Here is a 22,216-nt window from a genome sequence, read left to right as displayed (position 1 = left end):
AGACTCAGTGCAGCAGATCGAACAAGGTGCGCGCTACCACTTTGGTCGCGCGGCGCAGATCTTCGAGCACGATGTGTTCGTCGGCGCGCTTGGCATTGCTCTCGCGCACGGTGCGCGGGCCCGCGCCGTAGATCACGGCGGGAATGCCGTGTTCGGCGTAAAGCCGCACATCGGTGTAGAGCGGGGTGCCGATGACCGGGACGGGTTCGCCGAACACGGTTTGCGCATGACGCTGCAGCGGCGTGGCCAGGCGCTCGAAACCGGGAATGGGTTTGAGCGCACGCGCCAGCAGCATGCGGCGAATGTTCACGGTGATGCCGGAAACCGTGGCGGCGGCCTGTTCGATCACGCGTCGCAACTCGGCTTCGACCATGGCCGGGTCTTCTTCGGGAATCATGCGGCGGTCAAGCTTGAGCACCACCTTGCCCGGCACCACGTTGGTGTTGGTGCCGCCTTCGATCAGCCCGACGTTGAGATACGGGTGGTCGATGCCTTGCACCTGCGAATGTACCTTGCGGTAGATCGCGTTTTGGGCATAGAGGGCATTCAGAATGGCCACCGCGCCCTGCAGTGCGTCTACGCCGGTATGCGCAATGGCGGCGTGCGCCATGACGCCGTGCACCGTCACTTCGAGTTGCAGGCAGCCGTTGTGGGCGTTGACCACCTGATAGCTGAAACCGGCGGCGATTTCCAGGTCGGGCTTGGTGAGGCCATGCCCCAGCAGCCAGCCGGGGCCGAGCGCGCCGCCGAATTCTTCGTCGTAAGTGAAGTGCAGTTCGACGCCACCCTTGAGCGGCACGCCCAGCGCTTCAAGGGCGCGCACGGCAAAGGTGTAGGTGGTGAAGTCGCATTTGCTTACGGCGGCGGCGCGGCCGTAGAGCTTGCCGTCTTCGATCTCGCCGCCGTAGGGGGGGTGCGTCCAGCCTTCGCCCGGTGGCACCACGTCGCCGTGGGCATTGAGCGCGATGACCGGGCCGCCCGCGCCATAGTTGCGCCGCACGATGAGGTTGGTGATGGACTCCAGGCCCTGTTCCTTGCAGGCTTCGGCGGGAATGGCGATTTTTTCGGCCATCAGGCCGAAGTCGGCAAGCAGCTCGGCGGTGCGTTCGGCGTGCGGGGCGTTGTTGCCCGGCGGGGTGTCGGTGGGCACGCGAACCAGTTCCTGCAGCATGCGGGTCTGTTCGTCGAAGTGGGTATCGACCCATCGGTCGAGGGCGGCGTAGGTCGTTGAGTCGCGAGTGGTGTCGGTCATGATGCGGCGAGGGTGTCGAGGAGATGTTGGAAGGCGGCGCAGGCGAGGTCGAGATCGTCGGCCGTGCTGGATTCGAGCGGGTTGTGGCTGATGCCGGCGTTTTCGCCGCGCACGAACAGCATGGCCTGCGGCATGACGGTGTGCAGCATCATGGCGTCGTGTCCGGCGCCGCTGGGCAGGTGATGCAGCGGCAGGCCGAGTGCGGCGACTGCGCGTTCCCAGTGTTGTTGCAGTGCCGGGTCGCTGGTGGCGGCCTGCTCGCGCATGGTTTGTTCGAGGGTGAAGCGCAGCTTGCGGCGGGCGCAAATGGCGGCCAGCTCGGTGCGGGTGTCGACCATTACGGCGTCGCGCTGGGTATTGTTGGGCGCGCGGATGTCGAGGCTGAAGCGGCAGCGGCCGGGCACCACATTGATCGACCCGCCGGGCACTTCAAGCAGGCCGACGGTGCCGACGCTGTTGCCATCGGCGGCGGCGCGGCGCTCAAGAAACAGCGCCAGTTCGGCGGCGGCGCAGGCGGCATCGCGGCGCGCGTTCATCGGCGTGGTGCCGGCGTGGCTGGCCATGCCGATGATCTCGCCGACGCAGCGTACGCTGGCGTTAATCGAGGTAACGATGCCCAGCGGCAGATCGAGCGCATTCAGCACCGGGCCCTGTTCGATGTGCACTTCGACGAAGCCGAGGTAACGCGCCGGATCGCGGCGCAGCGCCGCAATGGCGGGCAAGTCTGCGGGTAGCCCGGCGTGTCGCATGGCGTCGCGCATGGAGATGCCGTCGCGGTCTTGCTGGTCGAGCCAGGCCGGATTGAAAGCGCCGGTGAGCGCGCCCGATCCGAGGAAGGTGGCCTTGTAGCGCTGTCCTTCCTCTTCGGCGAAGGCCACGACTTCGAGGCCGAAGGGCAGGCGCCGACCCGCGCGGTGCATGGCGCGCACGCAGGCCATGGGAATGAAGTGACCGATGCGGCCGTCGTACTTGCCGGCGTTGCGCACGGTGTCGTAGTGGCTGCCGGTGAGCAGGCGCGGGGCTGCGGCGTTGCTGCCCTGGTAGACGCCGACCACATTGCCCACGGCGTCGATGTCTACCGTGTCGAAGCCGCATTCGCGCATGGTGGCGGCAATCTCGGCGGCCGCGGCGCGGTGCGCGTCGGTGAGGTAGGTGGTGGTGAGTTCGCCGCGTTCTTTCCACGCCGGTTCGCTGTGCGTGGCGAGGTGTTCACACCAGTCCCACACGCGGTTGCCTTGTTCCGGCACGAAGCCGAATTTATCGTTCAGTCGCAGTTCGGCAATGCGGTGGATCTGGCGCAGTGCTTCGGCAAACTCGAAGTCCGGCGGGTTGTCGGTGCGGCGCTCCAGCGTGGCGATGATCTGTGCCCGGCTCAGCCCGGCGCCGCGCGGACCGCGCACTGCGAGGATGAAGGGCCAGCCAAAGCGCGCGGTGTATTCGGTGTTGAGCGCGTTGATGCGGGCGAACTCATCGGGAGTGCAATGCGACAGCCCGGCGCGCGATTGTTCATCCGTGGACTCGGCTGTGAGCTGGCCCGCCACGGCCGCCTTGCCCGCCAGCTCGGGGTGAGCGCGAATCAGGCTGAGGTGTTCATCGCGGCTGGCCTGGTGCACCGTCTGCACCAGCGCCGCCTTGAGAGCGGCCAGGGTGGCAAAGGGGCGGGCCGCCCAGGTGCGCGCGGCAATCCAGGGCGAGTGTTCATAAACGCCGTCGAGCAGGTCGGTGAAAGCCGGCGCCGACGCGGCGTTGAGTTCAGCCAGAGTGGGCATGATCACTCCCAGACAAAAGCGGTGGCCGCATCGAAGGGATGCTCGGCCTGCCAGTGACGCGCTATGTCGATGCGGCGCGCGATCCACACCCGGTCGTGGCGCTGCACATGGTCGAGAAAGCGCTGCAGCGCGCGGATGCGGCCGGGCCTGCCGAGCAGGCGCGCGTGCATGCCGATGCTGAGCATTTTCGGCTGATCTTCACCCTCGGCGTAGAGCGCGTCGAAACTGTCGCGCAGGTAGATGTAGAAGTCTTCGGCCTGCGCGAAACCCTGGGGCAGCGCGAAGCGCATGTCGTTGCTGTCGAGGGTGTAGGGCACGACCAGATGGGGCGCAAGGCTGCCGTCGGTCTTGCGCACCTGCAGCCAGAAGGGCAGGTCGTCACCGTAATAGTCGCTGTCGTAGGCGAAGCCGCCGAAGTCGGCCACCAGACGCCGGGTGTTGGGGCTGTCGCGGCCGGTGTACCAGCCCAGCGGGCGCACGCCGCAGAGGGCTTCAATCGCCTCCATGCCCAGCCGCATGTGCTCGCGCTCGGTGGCTTCGTCGAGGTTTTGATAGTGAATCCAGCGCCAGCCGTGACAGGCGATTTCATGACCCAGTTCCACGCAGGCGCGGGCCAGATCGGGTGTGCGTTGCAAGGCCATGCCCACGCCGAAGACCGTGAGCGGCAAGCCGCGGCGCTCGAACTCGCGCAGGATGCGCCACACACCGGCGCGCGAGCCGTATTCATAAATGCTCTCCATGCTGAGGTGCCGCGCCGGGTAGGCGGCGGGATTGAACAGTTCGGAGAGGAACTGCTCGCTGCCCGCGTCGCCATGCAGCACGCAGTTCTCGCCGCCTTCTTCGACATTGAGCACGAACTGCAGCGCCACGCGGGCCTTGCCCAGCCAGTTGGCCTGTGGCGGGTTGCGGCCGTAGCCGACTAGGTCGCGGGGATAGGGATGGGTCGACATAGTTAACTCTCAGGCCGCGTAGCTGCCCAACGCCTGCGCGAGATCGGAGCTGCTGGTTCTCGGGTGATAGAGCAGACTGTTTTCGGTGGCCAGAAGATGGGCCTCCATCAAAGCCTTGGCCTTGGCAACGTCGCGTGCTTCCAGGGCTTTGAGGATGTCGACGTGTTCGTCTGACGAATGCTGCGCCGCGCGCGACGACTGGTACATCAGCGTAATGAGGGCGCAGCGCGAGATCAGTTCCGACAGAATCTGCGCCAGCACATGGTTGCCGATGCGCTCGGCCATCAGCACATGAAAATCGCCCAAGAGCCGCGTGCGGCCCGTCACATCCACCCGGCCGACCACGGCCTGCTCCTGCTTGAGGTGGGCACGCAGGGCGCGGAAATCGCTCGCCACGGCCTTGTCGCAAAACTCCTCGATCAGATGCTGCTCGAGCATGCGTCGCACCGCGAACACCTGCTGCGCTTCCTCCACCGAAGGCTGCGAGACAAAGGCGCCCCGCGCGGGCTCCAGCGTGACCAGATGATCGCGCGCGAGCTGAAACAAGGCTTGCCGCACGATGGTGCGCGATACCCCGTAGATCGCCGCAATCTTTTGCTCGGTGAGCTTGGCGCCGGGCGCCAGACGGTGTTCGATGATGGCTGCGGTGATGGCTGCGACGATGATCTGCGTCGAGTCAGGCAGCGAGCTTTCGGCAGCGGCCACCGCACTCACGATCGTTCCAGCTGGGGTTTGTTGGGCCTTCGAGGTTTTTTTGCGGCTTGCTGTCATGGTTTCACTCCTTGCGATGTTTTCCGGGACGGTGTTTGCTGTCTCCAGGGCGTGTTCACTTGCAGCGTCTGCATTGTTGTGATTCCGTTTGACATGCAATAGCATACAACTTAAATTGCGATTGTATGCAAAAAATGTAGACCGAAATCAACGAATGGATCGATGACCACAATGGGCGCCTTGACCACACACATTCTCGACACCGCGCATGGACGGCCGGCCGCTGCCGTGCAGATCGATCTGTATGCCGAGCAAGGCGCAGAGTGGGTGCTGTTGCGTTCGGTGCAGACCAATGCCGACGGTCGTTGCGATGGGCCGCTGCTGCAAGGTGCCGATCTGCAGCCCGGAAGATACCGGCTGGTGTTCCAGATCGGCGCCTATTTCAGGGCGCTCGGGCTGACCCTGCTAGAGCCGCCTTTTCTCGATCAGATTCCCCTGGAGTTCGGCGTGGCCGATGCGCAGCAGCACTATCACGTGCCCTTGCTGGTGTCGCCCTGGAGTTATTCGACTTATCGCGGCAGTTGAGACAGCTTGCCGCTTGAACCAGGATCGCCGCAGCGCGGTGCGCCATTGCAGATGGCACGCGATCCGACAGACTTTCGCAGAGCCTGCCGTGGCGGAAGTCGACTTCATATGACCTTTTAGGAGACGTCATGATGAGCGACTTGATGACCACCATCCTGCCCTACGCCATGAACTGGGCCGATCTGCTGCTGCGTTGGCTGCACGTCATTGTGGCGATTGCTTGGATTGGTTCTTCGTTTTATTTCGTCTGGCTCGACAACAGCCTTGAAAAACCTACCGACCCGGAGTTGAAGGCCAGGGGAGTGGATGGGGAACTGTGGGCGGTGCATGGCGGGGGTTTCTACAACCCGCAGAAATACAGGGTCGCGCCGAAGAACCTGCCGCAGCATCTGCACTGGTTTTATTGGGAGAGCTATTCCACCTGGCTGTCGGGATTTGCTCTGCTCTGCGTGCTGTACTTCTATCACGCTGGCATTTTCATCGTCGATCCGCGGGTGTTTGCCTGGAGTTCGCCGGGGTACGCGGTGGCGGCCATGCTGGGCTTTCTCGTCGTCGGCTGGTTGGTCTATGACGGCATCTGCCGCGTGTTCGGCCAAGGCAAGAAGGGCGACCTCACCGTGGGCATTCTGGTCGCGGTGTATGTGCTCATTGCGGCCTGGCTGGCCTGCCATTTGTTTGCCGGGCGGGCGGCGTTTCTGATCATCGGCGCCATGCTCGGTTCCTCGATGAGTGCCAATGTGTTTTTCTGGATCATCCCCGGTCAGCGCCGGGTAGTGGCGGCCATGCGCGCTGGCCAAACGCCCGACCCGATGGATGGCAAGCGCGGCAAGCAGCGCAGTGTGCACAACACCTACTTCACCCTGCCGGTGCTGTTCGCCATGCTGTCCAACCATTACAGCTTCGTGTATGACGCGCCGAACAACTGGCTGGTGCTGGTGCTGATGATGTTGGCCGGCGCGCTTATCCGCCAGTTCTTCGTGCTCAAACAAAAAGGCGCCTGGAAGTGGCAATACTGGATCGTGGGTGGCGGCCTCATTCTGGCCGTGGCCGTAGCGCTCGCGCCCAAGCCGCAGCCGGTTTTGGCATCGAGCAAACCCGTGACGTTCGCGCAGGTGCAGCACATCGTGCAGGAACGCTGCTTGCTCTGCCATGCCGGAGCCGCAGCTAGCAAAGGCGTGCGTCTGGATTCGGCGCCAGACATCGTCAGCCACGTGCAGGCGATTTATCAGCAGGTGGTGGTGCTCAAGGCCATGCCGCTGAACAACGCTACGCAGATGACCGATCTGGAGCGCGCCGAAATCGGGCAGTGGATCAAAGACGGCGCCAAGCCCTGATCGCTGGATGCGCATGGGACATACGCCCCGCCCAGGCGCCTGTCTGACTTGGCAAGCCTGCGAGGCAAAAAGACAGTGCGCAGCGCTCTTGCCAGGCCGGTCTGTTATGGTTCCCAGCCGATCAATCCATGACGTGAAACTCGCATGCCCCTTCTCGTTCTCGACGTTGGCAATACCCGGCTGAAATGGGGCCTCTATGCGCGCCCGCAACGCAACGCGGAGTTGCTCGCCGGCGGGGCCATGCTGCTGGAAGAGGTCGATCAACTCAGCCGTGTGCTGGCCGCACAGCCTCGTGCCGAGCGGGTGATCGGTTGTGCCGTGGCCGGTGCGGTGGTCACCGCGCGAGTGTGTGCCGAACTCGATGCGCTTGGGCTGCGCTGCAACTGGATCAGCGCGCAGGCCGCGCAATGCGGGCTGCGCAACAGCTATGCCGTGCCCTCATTGCTGGGTGCGGATCGATGGGCGGCGCAACTGGGCGCGCGTCAGCGCGTGCCCGATCAGGCAGCGATGGTCATCAGCGTGGGGACGGCCGTCACTGTCGATTGCCTCAGCCGCGAAGGGGTGTTCATCGGCGGCATCATCCTGCCCGGCTTTGGGTTGATGCTCAAGGCGCTGGAGATGGGCACGGCCGGGCTGCGCGTGCCCGAAGGCGACATCGCGGAATTTCCCACCAATACCAGCGATGCCTTGATGACCGGAGGCGCCTTGGCCATTGCGGGCGCGGCGCGGCAGATGCATGCGCGTCTGCAGGCGAAGGAAGCGGGCGAGGTGGTTGTGCTGCTGACCGGCGGCGCGGCGCCCAAGCTGCGCGACGCTCTGGGGCTGCCGCATCAGCATGTCGAACATCTGGTGTTCGAAGGCCTGCTGTGCATTGCGGGGAACGCGCAGCCGCAGACGGATCAAAGCACGTAGCGCGACAGGTCTTCGTCGCGGGCGATGTCGCCCAGACGTTCGTTGACCATCGCCGCATCGACTTTCACGGTGCTGTGCTGCGCGCCATCGGCATGAAACGACACCTCTTCGAGCAGCCGCTCCATCACCGTGTGCAGCCGCCGCGCGCCGATGTTCTCGGTCTTTTCGTTGACCTGAAAGGCCACTTCTGCCATGCGGCGAATACCGTCTGCGGTGAATTCGACTTGCACGCCGTCGGTGGCGAGCAACGCGGCGTACTGCTTGGTGAGGCTGGCGTCGGTGCTGGTGAGAATGGCCTCGAAATCCGCGACCGAGAGCGACTCCAGTTCCACCCGGATGGGAAAGCGCCCCTGTAGCTCGGGAATCAGGTCGGAAGGCTTGGCGACGTGAAACGCGCCGCTGGCGATGAACAGAATGTGATCGGTGCGCACCATGCCGTATTTGGTGCTGACCGTGGTGCCTTCCACCAGCGGCAGCAGATCGCGCTGCACGCCCTGGCGCGACACATCGGCGCCCTGGGTGTCGCTGCGCGAGGCGACCTTGTCGATCTCGTCGAGGAACACAATGCCGTTTTGCTCCACCGCGCGCAGCGCGCCGGCCTTGATCTCGTCTTCGTTCACCAGTTTGGCGGCCTCTTCGTCGATCAGCAGCTTCTGCGCTTCGCGCACCGTCACCTTGCGCGTCTTGCGGCGCGTTTGGCCCATATTGGCGAACATTGAGCGGATCTGCTCGGTCATGTCCTCCATACCGGGCGGGCCCATGATGTCCACGCTGGCCGGATGCACGGCGAGGTCGATCTCGATTTCCTTGTCATCGAGCTGGCCCTCGCGCAAGCGCTTGCGCAGCATTTGGCGCGTGGGATTGGTCTCGGTGACCGATGGGGTATGCCCGCTGGAGTCTGCCGGCGCGGGCAGCAGCACGTCGAGAATGCGGTCTTCCGCGCGGTCTTCGGCGCGGGTGCGTTGCTGGCGCATGGCGGTTTCGCGCGCCAGCTTCACGGCAGCCTCCATCAGGTCGCGGATGATGGTGTCCACATCGCGGCCGACGTAGCCCACTTCGGTGAACTTGGTGGCCTCGACCTTGATGAACGGCGCGTCGGCCAGCTTGGCCAGTCGGCGCGCAATCTCTGTTTTGCCCACGCCGGTGGGGCCGATCATCAGAATGTTTTTTGGGGTGATTTCGTGCCGCAGCGGCTCGGCGACCTGCTGACGGCGCCAGCGGTTGCGCAGGGCGATGGCCACCGCCTGCTTGGCCTTGGCCTGGCCGATGACAAAGCGGTCGAGCTCGGAGACGATTTCTCGGGGAGTCATATTCATGGTCTTACTCACCCAGGGTTTCGATGGTGTGCGACTGGTTGGTGTAGATGCAGATGTCGCCCGCAATCTTCAGCGATTGGGCGACGATCTCGCGCGGGCTCAGCGCGGTGTGTTCCAGCAGGGCTCGAGCGGCCGACTGGGCGTAGGCCCCGCCGGAGCCAATGGCGACGATGCCGTACTCGGGTTCGAGTACATCGCCATTGCCGGTGATGATGAGCGAGTGCTCGGCATCGGCCACCGAGAGCATCGCTTCCAGGCGGCGCAGCATGCGGTCGGTGCGCCAGTCCTTGGCCAGTTCGACCGCGCTGCGCAACAACTGTCCCTGGTGCTTCTCCAGCTTGGCTTCGAAGCGCTCGAACAGCGTAAAGGCATCGGCCGTTCCCCCGGCGAAGCCAGCCAGAATCTGGTTGTTGTAGAGCCTGCGCACCTTGCGCGCAGTGGATTTGACGACGATATTGCCAAGCGTCACTTGCCCGTCGCCGCCCAGGGCCACGGTAGCGCCGCGGCGCACGCTGAGGATGGTGGTGCCGTGATATTGATCCATGCCGGGATGTAAGGGTGGGAGTAGAAAACTCAAGAGGCGGCAGTGTGGCAACCCGGCAGTACAACCGCCGCTTTGCCGCAGCCGATCGGCGCCGAGCAGAACCTCAGTCGCGACGCAGCTGAATGAGGGCGTGCTCGTGCAGGCCGAGGATGCTGAACAGACCGGCGATCAGCCGGTGTACGCCGGTGAACTGCAGGGTCTTGCCCTGATCGTGTTGCATCATGGCCCAGTTGAGCAGGGCGCCTGCGCTCGAAAAATCGATACGGCGCAACTGACGCAGGGAAATGCTCATCTGTTCATGCGTTTTGGCCGCCTGCTCCAGCGGGTTCAGAAAGTCGCTTGAACTGCCGAGAATCTCGCCGCTGAGATGCAACTGTGCCGAGCGCGAGCCGCCATTGCCCAAAACGGAATTCGGGCTGATCCCCGAGTTCTGAAACGCAACTGGCTGTGTGGATGCCTCAGGCGCCGCGTTGCCGTCCACGCCGACGAGCTCGACTCTGGCGCGGCTGGCTTCCCAGGTCGGAGGAGAGATTTCGTAGGTCACGCAGTAGTCGAGCGCGATGGCGTCGAAATCGTCCTGCTGGTTGACCAAGCGCAGCAACTCCAGACGCAAGGCCCACCATTGCGGATCGGCCTCGCGCTGCATGGCGGGCGCCTGCACTTGGCAAAGAGACAGCAGGGTATTCGCGCCGTTCAGGGTGACGGTGCAGGCGGTGTTGTTGATCTTTTTCAGCGACTCAACCAGTGCGGACAAGGCGGTTGGCGTGATGGTGCGCACCTCCTCGAAGCTCAATTCAAGCGCCGACGGCGCATTGAGCAGCAGCTTGCGCAAACGCTCGGTCTGGACGGCATCGACCGATGCAGAAAAAACCAGCGAGGGCTTGAAGTGGTTTGACGCTGGCGCGGGCGCCGCAGCGGGCGCAGGCAGGCCGTCTTCGGCCATCGGCGCCGAGGTCTGGAAGCGGCTGACGAAATCGGTCACCAGGGCTTCGAACTTGTCGATCTGCCCCGAGGCGCGGAATAGGTCAAACAGCGCCAGCCAGAGCTCTTTCTCCGAATCCAGATCCTGCGAGTTGGAAATCGCGTCGCGCAAGGCCGACTCGGCGGCGACATCATCGCCATTGGCGAAGTCCATCACCGCCTGATCGAACAAGGGATTGGAGCTCAAAGCCTCGTGCACTTCCACGGCGAAGAAGGCGCTAGGCATGAAGTCATTGCTCGATCGCAGCCAACTGTCGCCCGAGGGCGCCGAGGTGTGCGGCGGCAGAGCGTCGGCGCTCAGGCGGGTGGCTGCCGCCAGCGTAGGCTGCTCGTCGAACGACACGGCAGCCGGTTGCGACTTGCGCACCTGCGCTGGCGGCGCGCTGGGCACGAAGGGGACGGTGGGGGCGTAGCCGACAGGCGGCAGCGTAGGCGGCTCACCCGGCGCCGTGGTCGGGCCGGACTGCGACGGCACACCGGTTGCGGGTTGCGTTGTCAGACCGCCCGGCTTAGTGATCAGAGTGGTATCGGCATAGGCCGTATTCACCTTGAAGTGCATCGTTCCAGTCGTCTGCGACTCGGGCGATAGCGTCCCCGCCGTCAGGGATGGGGGCGCGAAGGTGAGTGGCGGTTTGGCCTGTGATAGCTGGTGGCTTTGGGGGGGCAGACTTTGGGGAAGGGATCGGGTCGTGGGCGCAGGCATCTGCCGCGTGACCGGCGCGCGACTGCGGGTTGCGGCAGAGGCGTGATCACCCGCCATCGACTTTTCGATCTCGTTGATTTTTCGCAGGGTTTCGTCCCGATCGTGTACCGGGGTGGGCTGGGACGTCAGATCCGGAACATTGGTCTGCAGGCTGTCATCCATGCCCAGATCGGTGGCCTCGCGCCTGCGTAGCTTGCGCAGGCCGTCGAGTTCGCGCTTGCGGATGAAATCGTCCTGACGCTTCTGGTCCTCGCGGGCCTTGACCCGGGCGAGGTTTTCATGCTCCTGAAGGGCCTGTTCGTCGGTTAGCGACCAGTCGCGGGTCGGGTTCTTGACAAAAGAACCCACTCGCTTCCAGAAACCGCCTGAATCAGAACTGCTCATGCCTGAGTTGCCCGCAAATCGCGCCTGCCGCAGGGAGGCGACAGATCTTCAATCAATCGTTGAACATCTTCTGCTTGAGCTCGCGGCGTTGCTGCGCTTCGAGCGACAGGGTGGCCGTCGGCCGGGCCAGCAGACGGCCGATGCCAATGGGCTCGCCTGTTTCTTCGCACCAGCCATATTCGCCGCTTTCGATACGCTGCAGCGACTGGTCAATTTTTTTCAGCAGCTTGCGCTCACGGTCGCGGGTGCGCAACTCCAGCGCGTGCTCTTCTTCGATGGTGGCGCGATCGGCCGGGTCGGGGACCAGCAGCGTGTCTTCGCGCAGATGCTCGGTAGTTTCGCCCGCGCTCTTGATCAGATCGTCGCGCATGGTGCTGAGCAGACGCTTGAAGTAGTCGAGCTGGACTTCGTTCATGTATTCCGACTCGGGCATGGCCAGCAATTCTTGCTCGGTCAGTTCGGAGGCAGTCTTGTGCTTCCAGGCATTGGCATGCTTGGGATCGGATTTTCTGGGGGTGGGTTCGATGGTTGTGCTGCTCATGGAACTTCTGTCGAGTCGGATAGGTTCCGGCGACCCCATGGCCGCCGACAAGGGTTTTGAGGCGTGGAGTTTACTCACGCCAGACGAAGATGAGCGCCGAAGCGCCGGGGAAGCGGTGACTTTTTTGGCAGGTGCGGCAGAGACGGCTGGCGCGGTTTGCGCCGCTGTAGCTTTAGCGGCTGACTTGGCGGGCACAACTTTGTCGGGCACTACTGGCGTCGCCTGAACGGCTGGCGCCGCCTTGGTCTTGGCTGCAACTGGTTTGACTGCGGGTATTTTGTCTGCCGCCGCAGGCTTGCTCTTGCCTGGGGCTGCGACCGCTTTTTGAGACGACTTGACCACGAAAATCCTCCCGAACTTTCCCATCCGACGGCCCATTGCCGCCTGATTTGCTGCGTAGCCCGGCACGGACGAAGTGAATTCGTCGTGCGCTGACCGCGCGCTGATTTGAACGTGTGGAGCCGCCCATCGCTGGACTCGCCCCCGGACTTTCCACCCCTTGACTTTCCACCCCTCTTGACCGCGCTCTTTGCCGTACTCTTGGCATCATGCCTTTGCTGTGCCGAGGTGCAGGTCAGCCCCACTGCAACCCAACCCAACCCAACCCAACCGCTCCTCAATTCCACCATGACTGCGGTTTATCGGGCGAGCTGTCATTCTGGATAGCCTCTGCCCGGGCTGGCCACTGCCAAAACCGCCCGATTCTATTCATTTCGGGTGGCAAGGCAAATGCATCATCCGATCAAGCATTGCTGCAGGCCTTTTTCGAGGATGTCGCGCGGCAGATCGATGCCGATAAACACCATCTTGCTCTGCCGCTGCTCTTGCGGCCCCCAGGGGGCGGCGAGATCGCTGCCCATGAGCTGGTGTACGCCCTGGAACACCACTTTGCGGTCGATGCCCTGCATGTTCAGCACGCCCTTGTAGCGCAGCATGCGCGGGCCGTAGACCTGCACGATGGCGCCGAGAAAGTCTTCGAGCTTGGCCGGATCGAAGGGTTTGTCGGCGCGGTAAACGAAGGATTTCACATCATCGTCGTGGTGGTGATGGTGCGGGTGATTGCAGTGTTCGCCATGCTCGTGATCATGGTCATGGTGGTCGTGATCATGGTCGTGGTCGTGATGATCGTGATCATCGGCCTTGAGGAAGTCGGGGTCGATATCGAGCTTGGCGTTGAGGTTGAAACCCTTGAGGTCGAGCACCTGCGACAGCGGCACCTCGCCGAAATGCACCACGCTTTGCTTGGCGCGCGGATTCATGTGGGCGAGTCGGTGTTGCAGGGCGGCGAGTTCGTCGGCACTGACCAGATCGGCCTTGCTGATAAAAATCTGGTCGGCGAAACCCACCTGGCGGCGCGCTTCCTGCCGACTGTCGAGCTGCTGGTTGGCGTGTTTGGCATCGACCAGGGTGAGGATGGCGTCGAGCATGTACTGGCTGGCGACCTCGTCGTCCATGAAAAAGGTCTGCGCCACCGGGCCAGGGTCGGCGATGCCGGTGGTCTCGATGACCACGCGGTCGAACACCAGCTCGCCCTTGCGGCGCTTGGCGGCCAGATCGGCCAGCGTGGCGCGCAGATCGTCGCGAATGGTGCAGCAGATGCAGCCATTCGACATCTGCACGATCTGCTCTCCCGCTTCCTGCACCAGGATGTCGCTGTCGATGTTCTCTTCGCCGAACTCGTTTTCGATCACGGCAATCTTGGAGCCATGCGCTTCGTGCAGCACGCGCTTGAGCAAGGTGGTTTTGCCGCTGCCGAGAAAACCGGTGACGATGGTGGCGGGAATGAGGGAGGCCATGGTGGGATTCCTTGAAAGAAGCAACGCCCATTCAGATCGGGGCGATCAACGAAAAATCAACCGGAAGTTCAACTGCGGCGCAGCAGCAGCCCCTTGAGATACTCGCCTTCGGGGAAATGCAGGCTCAAGGGGTGGTCGAGCCCGGCGCCGGTGCGGGCGACGATCTGAGCGTCTGCGCCCGCGTCGAGGGCGGCGCCAGCGACGATTTTCTGGAACAGCTCGGCACTGACGCCGCCCGAGCACGAAAAGGTGAACAGCCAGCCGCCCGGTGGCAGCAGATGGAAGGCCAGGCGATTGATGTCTTTGTAGGCGCGCGCGGCGCGTTCGACCTGTTGCGGGCTGGCGGCGAATTTGGGCGGATCGAGCACGATGGCGTCGAACTGCGCGCCTTCTTCGCGCAGGCGGCGCAGAGTGGCGTTGACGTCGGCGTCGATGAATTGCGCTCGCGCCGGATCGAAGCCATTGAGCGCGACATGCTCGGCCGCTAGCGCCAGCGCGGGCGCGGAGGAATCGACCGAGGTGACTTGCGGCGCCCCGCCGGCCAGGGCGGCCAGGGAGAAGCCTCCGGTGTAGCTGAAGCAGTTGAGCACGCGCTGCAGGCCGTGCGCGCGCACCGTGTCGGCAAAGCGGGCGCGGGCGTCGCGCTGATCGAGGTAGAAGCCGGTCTTGTGGCCGGTGGCGACATCGACCTGCAGCCGCAGCCCGTTTTCATGGATCTCGACCTGCGTTTGCCCTTCGCCCAGCAGCCAGCCGGTGGCCGCGGGCAGGCCTTCGCGTTCGCGCAGCGTGGCGTCCGAGCGTTCGTAAACGCGGGTTTCGGGCGTGAGGGCGTGCAGGGCGCTGACGATCACCGATTTCCAGCGCTCAATCCCCGCGCTGCCCGCTTGCAGCACCACGATGTCGGCGTAGCGATCGACGATGCAACCGGGCAGACCATCGCTCTCGCCGTGTACCAGGCGGCAGGCGGTGAGATCCAGCCCGAGCGCTTGGCGGCGGGCGATGGCCGCGCGCAGTTGCTCGGTGAAAAAGCGGGCGTCGATGCGCTGCGTGGCCTCGAAGCTCCAGACCCGCAAGCGGATTTGCGAAGCGGGGCTGAACGCGGCCCAGGCGAGAAACTGGCCGTCGTGCGATTCCACGCGGACGGTCTCGCCGCTGTCGGCGCTGCCTTTGGCGATCGAGCTGGCGAACACCCAGGGGTGGCGGCGCAGCAAGGAGCGTTCCTTGCCCGGATGAAGGCGGATGGTTTTCATGGAGGGGCCTTAGGGTTTTTTGCGCGCCCGGGGATGGGCGGCGTCGTAGACCTTGGCCAAATGTTGGAAGTCCAGGCGGGTGTAGACCTGTGTAGTGGCAATGCTGGAGTGACCGAGCAATTCTTGCACCGCGCGCAAATCGCCGCTGGACTGCAGCACATGCGAGGCGAAGGAGTGGCGCAGCATATGCGGATGCACGCGGGCATCGAGCCCGGCAGCGCGGGCGTGCTCGCGCAGTTCCAGCCAGACGCGTTGCGGCGTGAGGCGTGCGCCGCGTGCGCCGAGAAACAGCGCGACCTGCGCGTCGGCGTCGGCATCGGGACGGAGCAGGGCGGGGCGCTGCTCCAGCCATTGCCGCAGCGCCAGTAGGGCGGGACGGCCGATGGGCACGCTGCGCCGCTTGTTGCCCTTGCCGGTGACGGTGGCTTCGGCGGCGTCCCAGTCGATCCAGCCGCGCGCGGTCTTGCTGGCGCGCAGGTCTAGCCCGGTGAGCTCGGACACGCGCAGCCCGCAGGAATAAAGCAGTTCGGCGATGGCATGCACCCGCGCGCTGCGGGTGGCGAAGGGTTCGGCCTGGTGCGGGCGTCGGTGCGGTTGCGATGCGGGCGCGGATTCTTGCGGGCTGTAGGCGGCCAGCGCCACGGCCTGATCGACCGAAAGCGCCTTGGGTAGCGGCTTGGCGGCCTTGGGCGCACGCACGTCCTGCACCGGGTTGGCGGCGACGAAGCCTAGCCGCCCCATCCAGCGGAAAAAGCTGCGCCAGGCCGATAGCCGCGCCGCGATGGCGCGCGGGCTCATGCCGCTGGCGTGAAGCTGCGCGGCCCAGCGGCGGATGTGCACCGACTCGATTGGCGCTGCGCCCAGCGTTTCGGCGCGCTGCAGCAGGTCATCGAGGTCGCGCCGATAGTTGACTAACGTACCGTCGGCCAGACGGCGTTCGGTTTGCGCGTGCGCGAGATAGTCTGCCGCCAACTGACGCAAGGTCGGGCTATTGAGCGGGAGTGAGCCGGACGCGGCCATAGGGTGAACTGCGTGGCAAACAGCGGGGCGGAGAATGGCCTGGGCGGGCTCAGCGCACGAGCAGGCCGACGAGCGCGGCGCTGGCCAACTGGCTGATGTGGTTGAGGAAGTCAGTGCCCATATCGGCGGTGAAACGCTGGCTGTCGGGGGAGGCCAGCACCAGCAGCCCCATGCACATGCTGGTGTGCGGGTTTTGCAGCGGAATGAGCGCGAGCGATTGCGCCATTTGCGCGTCCGGCAGCCAGTGCGCGGCCTCGAAGCCGGGGTTGGGGCCGACGAAGGGCGCGGCCAGGCTGGCGGCGAAGGTCTTGGCGTCTTCGCTCACCCCGGTGGCGAAGTCGAGCTCGGCGAACGCTTCGCGCACCGGCCAGAGCTTGAGCGCGGTCATGGGCAGGTCGAAAGCGGACTTGAGGGTGTCTTGCAGCGTTTGCGGCAACTGCTCCGGTGCGCCCTGTTGCGCCAGCATGACATCGCGGGCCCACAACAGCAGCTTGCCAGCCAGGGTTTCATTGTCCACCGCGTTGCGCATCATCGCGGCCAGGCGATGTTCCAGAGTGCGCATTTTGTCGCGCAGCATTTCCATCTGCCGCTCCTGCAGCGAGACGGCGCGGTTGCCGTGCGGGCTGAGCAGTTGCACGGTGGTAAGCAGTTCGGCGTGGCGCTCGAAGAATTCGGGGTTGGCGGCTAGGTAGGCGGCCAGATCGTGTTCGCTCAGTTCCATCGGGTGTTCTCCATCAGGGCAGATCGGGAAGGTCGATCGTGCCGTCAAAAACAAAAGCGGCGGGGCCGGTCATGCGCACGGGCTGGCCTGCTCCCGCCCATGAAATGGTCAGCTCGCCGCCATGGGTCTGCACGTCCACCGCGCCTTGCAGCCAGCCGTGGCGCAACCCGGCCACCACGGCGGCGCAGGCGCCAGTGCCGCAGGCCAGGGTTTCGCCCGCGCCGCGCTCCCAGACGCGCAGGCGGATGTGCTGGGCATCGACGATCTGCATGAAGCCGGCGTTGACCCGGCGCGGAAAACGAGGGTGATGCTCGATCAGCGGGCCGTCGCGCAAGACGGGCGCGGTGTCCACATCGTCCACCCGTTGCACCGCATGCGGGTTGCCCATCGACAGCACACTCACCCAGGCGGTGGCCCCTGCGAGGTCCAGCGGCCATTGCTCCCAGCCATCCACCTGCCGCGGCCTCAGGCCGTGGGCCTCGAAAGGCACGCGCGGCAGATCGAAAACCGGCGCGCCCATGTCCACGGTGACGCGGCCGTCGGGCTGCAGCTCGGGTTCTATGAGGCCGGAGAGCGTCTGCACCCGGATGCGTCTTTTGGCGGTGAGCCCCTTGCCGTGCACATAGGCGACGAAGCAGCGCGCGCCATTGCCGCATTGCTCCACCTCACCGCCGTCGGCGTTGAAAATGCGATAGCCGAAATCGACTTCGGGCGAGGGTGCGGCTTCGACCAGCAGAATCTGGTCAGCGCCCACGCCAAAGTGCCGGTCGGCCAGCAGGCGCAGTTGCGCCGCGCTGAGGGCCAGCGGGGCGCGGGTGGCGTCGAGCACGACAAAGTCGTTTCCGGCGCCGTGCATTTTGGTGAACGCGACTTGCATGGGTCAGTAAAGAGAGGGCTCGCCTTCGGGGCGGTTCTTGAAGCGCTTGTGCACCCAATGGTATTGCGCGGGCATGGTGCGCACCTGCTCTTCGATGAAACGGTTCATGCGTCGCAGATCGGCGTCGATGTCGGCGGGCTTGCCCCGGGCGTCCAGCGCGGGAAAATCGCCCCAGGCGGGATGCACGGTGATGGCGTAGCCGCGCGCACCGGGCAGGATGCGCGTGACCACGGCGTAGACCCGGGCGTCGGCGGAAGCCGCCAGCCGCGGGGCGACGTCGAGGGTGGCAGCGGGAACGCCGAAAAAGTCGATGAAGCGCGAGCTGCGCAGGCCGAAGTCCATGTCGGGTAGGGTGTAGAACGGCACCCCGGCTTTGAGTTGTCGCAACATGCCTGCCGCGCCGTCATGCCGCGAGACGATGGCGGCGGTGTGAAAGCGGCTGCGCCGCGCCACCACCCAATCGTCGAGTACCTTGTTTTTCTGCGGGGTGTACATGCCCGAAACCGGGCGCGGCGCCACCAAGCTGAGCGCCGTCCATCCCGCGTCCAGCCCCTCGAAGTGAAAACCCAGCAGCAGGGTGTTGCGGCTGCCGTTCAGCGCTTCCTCCACCGGGCCTTCGAGATGCAGCAGGCGCTGCAGGCGCTTCGGGCTGGCGTACCAGAGCACGCCGCGTTCGAGAAACGCCCGGGCGACAAAAACGAAATGCTGCCGCGCCACGGCGCGCTGCTGCGCAGCCGTCCAGTCGGGAAAACACAGTTGCAGATTGCGCAGGGTGATGCGCCGACGCGAGCGGGCCAGCGGCCACAGCAACCAGCCCACCGCCGTGCCCAGCGCAGCGAGCAGCGGGTAGGGCAGCAGATGCAGCAGCCAGACAAGGCCGATGCTCAGACGGGCGAACAGCGACTTCATGGCGCGCTTTCCTCGGCAAGATTCGGCGCGGGGGGCGGCGGTGCGCCCGAGGGGGTTTTGTAGCGGTTGTAGGCCCAGAGATATTGCTCGGGACGGCGCCGGATCAGACCTTCCAGCGCACGATTGATCTGCGTGGCGGCGCGTTGCGGATCGGCGTCCAGGGCTTCGGGAAACGGCTCCAGCGTCAGGGTGTAGCCGCGCCCGCCGGGCAGGCGCAGGGCCGAGGCCAGAATGATGCGGGCGTTGCCCAGTTGCACCAGGCGCGCGGGCAGGGTCATGGTGTAGGCCGGGCGGCCGAAAAAGTCGGCCCAGACGCCTTCGCCGCTGCCGGGCGCCTGATCGGGCAACAGACCGACGGACTCCCCCGCGCGCAGGGCGCGCAGCAATTGCCGCACCCCGGCGAGATTGGCCGGGGCGGTGGCCAGATTGTGGCGCTGGCGCGAGGCCAGGGCCAGCGGCAGCAGCACGGCCTTGCGCGGCGGGCGGAACATCACCGTGATCGGGCTCCAGAGCGCGGCCGCTTGCGCCGAGATTTCAAAGCATCCCAGGTGCGGCGTGAGATACAGCACGCCCATGCCCTGGGCGCGAACGGCATCGACATGCTCCTTGCCTATCACCTGCACCCGGTGCACGGGCGCCGCAGCGCCGCGCCGGAACCAGACCACGGGCAACTCGCCGACCATGCGTCCGGCCTGCGCGGCAGCCTTGCGCGCAAGCTGCTCCGGTGCATAGCCCGCCTGTTGCAGATGGGCGCGCAGACGCTGGCGATACACGCTTGAAGCGGCATAAACCAGCAGGCCGAGCGCCGCCCCGAGCGACTGGAGCAAACCCAGCGGCAAGACAGACAGCCAGCGGAACACGCGGAGCAGCACGATGAAGGATTTCCCTGAGGTGCAAAGGGTGCCATGTTACGAAGCGCCGCTGAACAAAGGGCGCGCATAGAATCCATGACATTGCCACCGAGTTAATGACAACTTGCGGGGTGGCAGGGGCAGGCGACCTTCGGGGCGGCTGCGTAGATGTCCGCTAAAGCGTCGCCGTGCGAGACCCAAACGGTGGCGTCGATCCAACCGTTCAAAGAAAGGTCCGTCATGGCAAACCACTTCCTGTTTACATCCGAGTCCGTTTCCGAAGGCCATCCCGACAAGGTGGCCGATCAGATTTCCGACGCCATTCTCGACGCCAATCTGGCGCAAGACCCGGCCTCCCGCGTTGCCGCCGAAACCCTGGCCAACACAGGCCTCATCGTGCTGGCGGGTGAGATCACCACCACGGCCGTGGTCGATTACATCCAGGTCGCGCGCGACACGCTCAAGCGCATCGGCTACGACGACGCCGATTTCGGCATCGACCACAAAAGCTGCGCGGTGCTCGTCGCCTACGACAAGCAAAGCCCCGACATCGCCCAGGGCGTGAACAAGGCGCACGACGACGAACTCGACATCGGCGCCGGCGACCAGGGGCTGATGTTCGGCTACGCCTGCGACGAAACCCCCGAGCTCATGCCCGCGCCGATCTACTACGCGCACCGCCTGGTCGAGCGCCAGAGCCAGTTGCGCCGTGACGGCCGTCTGCCCTGGCTGCGCCCGGATGCCAAGAGCCAGATCACCTTCCGCTACGAAAACGGCTATCCCGTGGCCATCGACACGGTGGTGCTGTCCACCCAGCACGCGCCCGACATCGCGCTGGCCGATCTGCGCGAAGCGGTCATCGAGCACATCATCAAACCCGTGCTGCCCGCGGAGTTCATGCGCGGCGAGGTGAAGTACCTCATCAACCCGACCGGCCGCTTCGTCGTCGGCGGCCCGCAGGGCGACTGCGGTCTCACGGGGCGTAAGATCATCGTCGATACCTACGGTGGGGCGGCCCCGCATGGCGGCGGTGCCTTCAGCGGCAAAGACCCGACCAAGGTCGACCGTTCGGCCGCCTACGCTGCGCGCCATGTGGCCAAGAACATTGTGGCTGCCGGGTTGGCCAAGAAATGCCTGGTGCAGATTTCCTACGCCATTGGCGTGGCCCAGCCCACCAGCATCATGGTGACGACGCAGGGCACCGGCGTGATCGACGACGCCAAGCTCGAACAACTGGTGCGCCGTCACTTCGATCTGCGGCCGCGCGGCATTATCGAAATGCTCGATCTGCGTCGCCCCATCTATTCCAAGACCGCCGCCTACGGCCACTTCGGCCGCGACGAACCCGAGTTCAGCTGGGAGGCCACCGACAAAGCCGCCAAGCTGCGCGACGACGCCGGGCTGGGCGCGCTGCAGGCCGCCACGACGGCGTAAAAGAGGGCGTGTCAGGGGCGGCGGGTTCGGTGACTTCAATAGCCGGAAAATCGGTCCGTCGCCTCGATCAGACGCGAGAGGATGCCCGGCTCGTTGTAGGCGTGCCCGGCGTCGGGCACGAGCTGAAAGTCGGCTTGCGGCCAAGCACGGTGCAAGTCCCAGGCGCTGCGTACCGGGGTGCACACGTCGTACCGGCCTTGCACGATGACGCCAGGCACCTCGGCCAGCTTGCCTGCGTCGCGGATCAACTGGCCTTGTTCCATCCAGCCTTCATGCACGAAGTAGTGGTTCTCGATGCGGGCGAAGGCCAGCGAGAACGCATCTTGCGCATGATGTACGGCGTTGACCGCATCGGGCAGCAGACGGATGGTCTGCCCCTCCCACACGCTCCAGGCGCGGGCGCAGGCCAGTTGCGCTGCCGGGTCGGCCCCCGTCAGCCGTTTGCGATAAGCGCCGATCAGATCGCCGCGCTCCGCTTCGGGAATGGGCGCCAGAAAGCCCTCCCACAGATCAGGAAACAGCCACGACGCACCCTCCTGGTAGAACCACAGCAGCTCCTCCCGCCGCAGGGTGAAGATGCCGCGCAGGATCAGCGCCGACACTCGCGCGGTGTGCGTCTGGGCATAGGCCAGGGCCAGGGTGCTGCCCCACGAGCCGCCGAACACCAGCCAGCGATCCACGCCCAGCAGGGTGCGCAGCCGCTCGATGTCGGCCACCAGATGCCAGGTGGTGTTGTTCTCCAGCGAGGCGTGCGGGGTCGATCGTCCACAGCCGCGTTGGTCGAACAGCAGCACGCAGTAGCGCTGCGGGTCGAACAGTCGGCGATGATCCGGCGAACAGCCCGAGCCCGGCCCGCCGTGCAGAAAGACGGCAGGCTGGCCTTGCGGATTGCCGCAGAGTTCCCAGTAGATCTGGTGGCCTTCGCCGGTGTCGAGCACGCCGGTTTTGAAGGGTTCGATGGGCGGGTAATAAGTGCGTAAGTTCATGGGAATGGCAGAATAGCGGGTCTCTTTTCCCCCTGCCCGAACCTATCCATGAGCACCACCCAGATCGGCGGCGTGACCGTCAACACGCAGGCCAATGTGTACTTCGACGGCAAATGCGTCAGCCACGGCATCACCCTGGCTGACGGTACGAAAAAATCAGTCGGTGTCATCCTGCCCGCCACGCTGACCTTCAACACCGGCGCGCCCGAAATCATGGAATGCGTGGCCGGGGCCTGCGAGTACAAACTGCCGGGCAGCGACGTCTGGGTGAAATCCGGGGTGGGCGAGCGTTTCAGCGTACCCGGCAATACCCGCTTCGAGATTCGCGTGCCGGAAGGCGAAACCGCCTATCACTACATCTGCCATTTCGGCTAACCCGCGCTCAAAACC

General features: G+C 64.9%; 21 protein-coding genes. 5 read left to right on the top strand and 16 right to left on the bottom strand.

The genetic code is table 11. The features are described from left to right. Positions 1 to 4 precede the first annotated feature (4 nt). From B3H47_RS02665 to B3H47_RS02650, 4 genes are read right to left on the bottom strand one after another with little or no spacing between them, the layout of a single operon-like run. Positions 5 to 1,252, bottom strand: coding sequence for a M20/M25/M40 family metallo-hydrolase (locus tag B3H47_RS02665; RefSeq protein WP_286985901.1), 1,248 nt, complete (start codon positions 1,250 to 1,252; stop codon positions 5 to 7). Beyond that, complete coding sequence (gene uraD / locus B3H47_RS02660; protein WP_286985900.1) at positions 1,249 to 3,021, bottom strand: 2-oxo-4-hydroxy-4-carboxy-5-ureidoimidazoline decarboxylase; 1,773 nt, start codon at positions 3,019 to 3,021, stop codon at positions 1,249 to 1,251. The genes B3H47_RS02665 and uraD overlap by 4 nt, the downstream gene beginning before the upstream one ends. Positions 3,022 to 3,023: 2 nt before the next feature. Beyond that, positions 3,024 to 3,971 (bottom strand): allantoinase PuuE, encoded by a 948-nt coding sequence (gene puuE, locus B3H47_RS02655; protein WP_286985898.1) that lies wholly within the window; start codon positions 3,969 to 3,971, stop codon positions 3,024 to 3,026. A gap of 9 nt (positions 3,972 to 3,980) precedes the next feature. Beyond that, positions 3,981 to 4,742 (bottom strand): GntR family transcriptional regulator, encoded by a 762-nt coding sequence (locus B3H47_RS02650; protein WP_414718219.1) that lies wholly within the window; start codon positions 4,740 to 4,742, stop codon positions 3,981 to 3,983. A gap of 171 nt (positions 4,743 to 4,913) precedes the next feature. Here B3H47_RS02650 and uraH point away from each other — a divergent pair, with 171 nt between their 5' ends. The 3 genes from uraH (at position 4,914) to B3H47_RS02635 (ending at position 7,513) form a co-directional block, all read left to right on the top strand. Further along, positions 4,914 to 5,267 carry a hydroxyisourate hydrolase gene (gene uraH / locus B3H47_RS02645; RefSeq protein ID WP_156055311.1) on the top strand — a complete coding sequence of 118 codons (354 nt, stop codon included), beginning with the start codon at positions 4,914 to 4,916 and terminating at the stop codon, positions 5,265 to 5,267. A gap of 128 nt (positions 5,268 to 5,395) precedes the next feature. Then, complete coding sequence (locus B3H47_RS02640) at positions 5,396 to 6,601, top strand: urate hydroxylase PuuD (protein ID WP_156054706.1); 1,206 nt, start codon at positions 5,396 to 5,398, stop codon at positions 6,599 to 6,601. Between the two features lie 144 nt (positions 6,602 to 6,745). Next, positions 6,746 to 7,513, top strand: a complete 768-nt coding sequence (locus B3H47_RS02635; protein WP_156054707.1) for a type III pantothenate kinase — start codon at positions 6,746 to 6,748, stop codon at positions 7,511 to 7,513. Here B3H47_RS02635 and hslU read toward each other — a convergent pair. From hslU to B3H47_RS02580, 11 genes are all read right to left on the bottom strand, one after another. Then, the gene (gene hslU / locus B3H47_RS02630) at positions 7,501 to 8,829 is read right to left on the bottom strand and encodes an ATP-dependent protease ATPase subunit HslU (protein WP_172979004.1); all 1,329 of its coding nucleotides are present in this window, start codon (positions 8,827 to 8,829) and stop codon (positions 7,501 to 7,503) included. The two genes, B3H47_RS02635 and hslU, sit on opposite strands and share 13 nt — an antisense overlap. 4 nt (positions 8,830 to 8,833) lie before the next feature. Next, on the bottom strand, positions 8,834 to 9,373 hold the full coding sequence (hslV, locus tag B3H47_RS02625; protein WP_013106488.1) for an ATP-dependent protease subunit HslV: 540 nt from the start codon (positions 9,371 to 9,373) through the stop codon (positions 8,834 to 8,836). Positions 9,374 to 9,476: 103 nt separating this feature from the next. Continuing rightward, positions 9,477 to 11,441 carry an STAS domain-containing protein gene (locus B3H47_RS02620; RefSeq protein ID WP_286985897.1) on the bottom strand — a complete coding sequence of 655 codons (1,965 nt, stop codon included), beginning with the start codon at positions 11,439 to 11,441 and terminating at the stop codon, positions 9,477 to 9,479. Between the two features lie 52 nt (positions 11,442 to 11,493). After that, on the bottom strand, positions 11,494 to 11,982 hold the full coding sequence (gene dksA / locus B3H47_RS02615; RefSeq protein ID WP_013106486.1) for an RNA polymerase-binding protein DksA: 489 nt from the start codon (positions 11,980 to 11,982) through the stop codon (positions 11,494 to 11,496). Positions 11,983 to 12,716: 734 nt separating this feature from the next. After that, on the bottom strand, positions 12,717 to 13,778 hold the full coding sequence (locus tag B3H47_RS02610) for a CobW family GTP-binding protein (protein ID WP_013106485.1): 1,062 nt from the start codon (positions 13,776 to 13,778) through the stop codon (positions 12,717 to 12,719). Between the two features lie 68 nt (positions 13,779 to 13,846). Then, on the bottom strand, positions 13,847 to 15,028 hold the full coding sequence (locus B3H47_RS02605) for a class I SAM-dependent rRNA methyltransferase (protein ID WP_286985896.1): 1,182 nt from the start codon (positions 15,026 to 15,028) through the stop codon (positions 13,847 to 13,849). 9 nt (positions 15,029 to 15,037) lie between these two features. After that, positions 15,038 to 16,048 carry a tyrosine recombinase XerC gene (locus B3H47_RS02600; protein WP_286985895.1) on the bottom strand — a complete coding sequence of 337 codons (1,011 nt, stop codon included), beginning with the start codon at positions 16,046 to 16,048 and terminating at the stop codon, positions 15,038 to 15,040. A gap of 49 nt (positions 16,049 to 16,097) precedes the next feature. Further along, entirely contained in the window at positions 16,098 to 16,769 is a 672-nt protein-coding gene (locus B3H47_RS02595; RefSeq protein ID WP_286985894.1) for a DUF484 family protein, read from the bottom strand. Between the two features lie 13 nt (positions 16,770 to 16,782). Beyond that, positions 16,783 to 17,646, bottom strand: a complete 864-nt coding sequence (dapF, locus tag B3H47_RS02590) for a diaminopimelate epimerase (RefSeq protein ID WP_286985893.1) — start codon at positions 17,644 to 17,646, stop codon at positions 16,783 to 16,785. Positions 17,647 to 17,649: 3 nt separating this feature from the next. Further along, complete coding sequence (locus tag B3H47_RS02585) at positions 17,650 to 18,555, bottom strand: lipid A biosynthesis acyltransferase (protein WP_013106480.1); 906 nt, start codon at positions 18,553 to 18,555, stop codon at positions 17,650 to 17,652. Beyond that, positions 18,552 to 19,427: a lysophospholipid acyltransferase family protein gene (locus B3H47_RS02580; RefSeq protein WP_286985892.1), complete on the bottom strand. Its 876-nt coding sequence runs from the start codon at positions 19,425 to 19,427 to the stop codon at positions 18,552 to 18,554. The genes B3H47_RS02585 and B3H47_RS02580 overlap by 4 nt, the downstream gene beginning before the upstream one ends. Positions 19,428 to 19,646: 219 nt before the next feature. Between B3H47_RS02580 and metK the strand changes: the two genes are divergently transcribed. After that, entirely contained in the window at positions 19,647 to 20,840 is a 1,194-nt protein-coding gene (gene metK, locus B3H47_RS02575) for a methionine adenosyltransferase (RefSeq protein WP_286985891.1), read from the top strand. A gap of 35 nt (positions 20,841 to 20,875) precedes the next feature. Here the strand turns inward: metK and pip are convergent, their stop codons facing one another. Next, positions 20,876 to 21,826, bottom strand: a complete 951-nt coding sequence (pip, locus tag B3H47_RS02570) for a prolyl aminopeptidase (RefSeq protein WP_276705960.1) — start codon at positions 21,824 to 21,826, stop codon at positions 20,876 to 20,878. A gap of 48 nt (positions 21,827 to 21,874) precedes the next feature. Here pip and B3H47_RS02565 point away from each other — a divergent pair, with 48 nt between their 5' ends. Beyond that, positions 21,875 to 22,201, top strand: a complete 327-nt coding sequence (locus tag B3H47_RS02565) for a pyrimidine/purine nucleoside phosphorylase (protein WP_013123777.1) — start codon at positions 21,875 to 21,877, stop codon at positions 22,199 to 22,201. Positions 22,202 to 22,216: the final 15 nt, after the last annotated feature.

Source organism: Thiomonas sp. UBA7699 (assembly GCF_002482605.1).
Classification (GTDB): Bacteria; Pseudomonadota; Gammaproteobacteria; order Burkholderiales; family Burkholderiaceae_C; genus Thiomonas; species Thiomonas arsenitoxydans.
The sequence above is the reverse complement of the archived record's forward strand: the minus strand, read 5'-3'. Positions and strand labels throughout refer to the sequence as shown.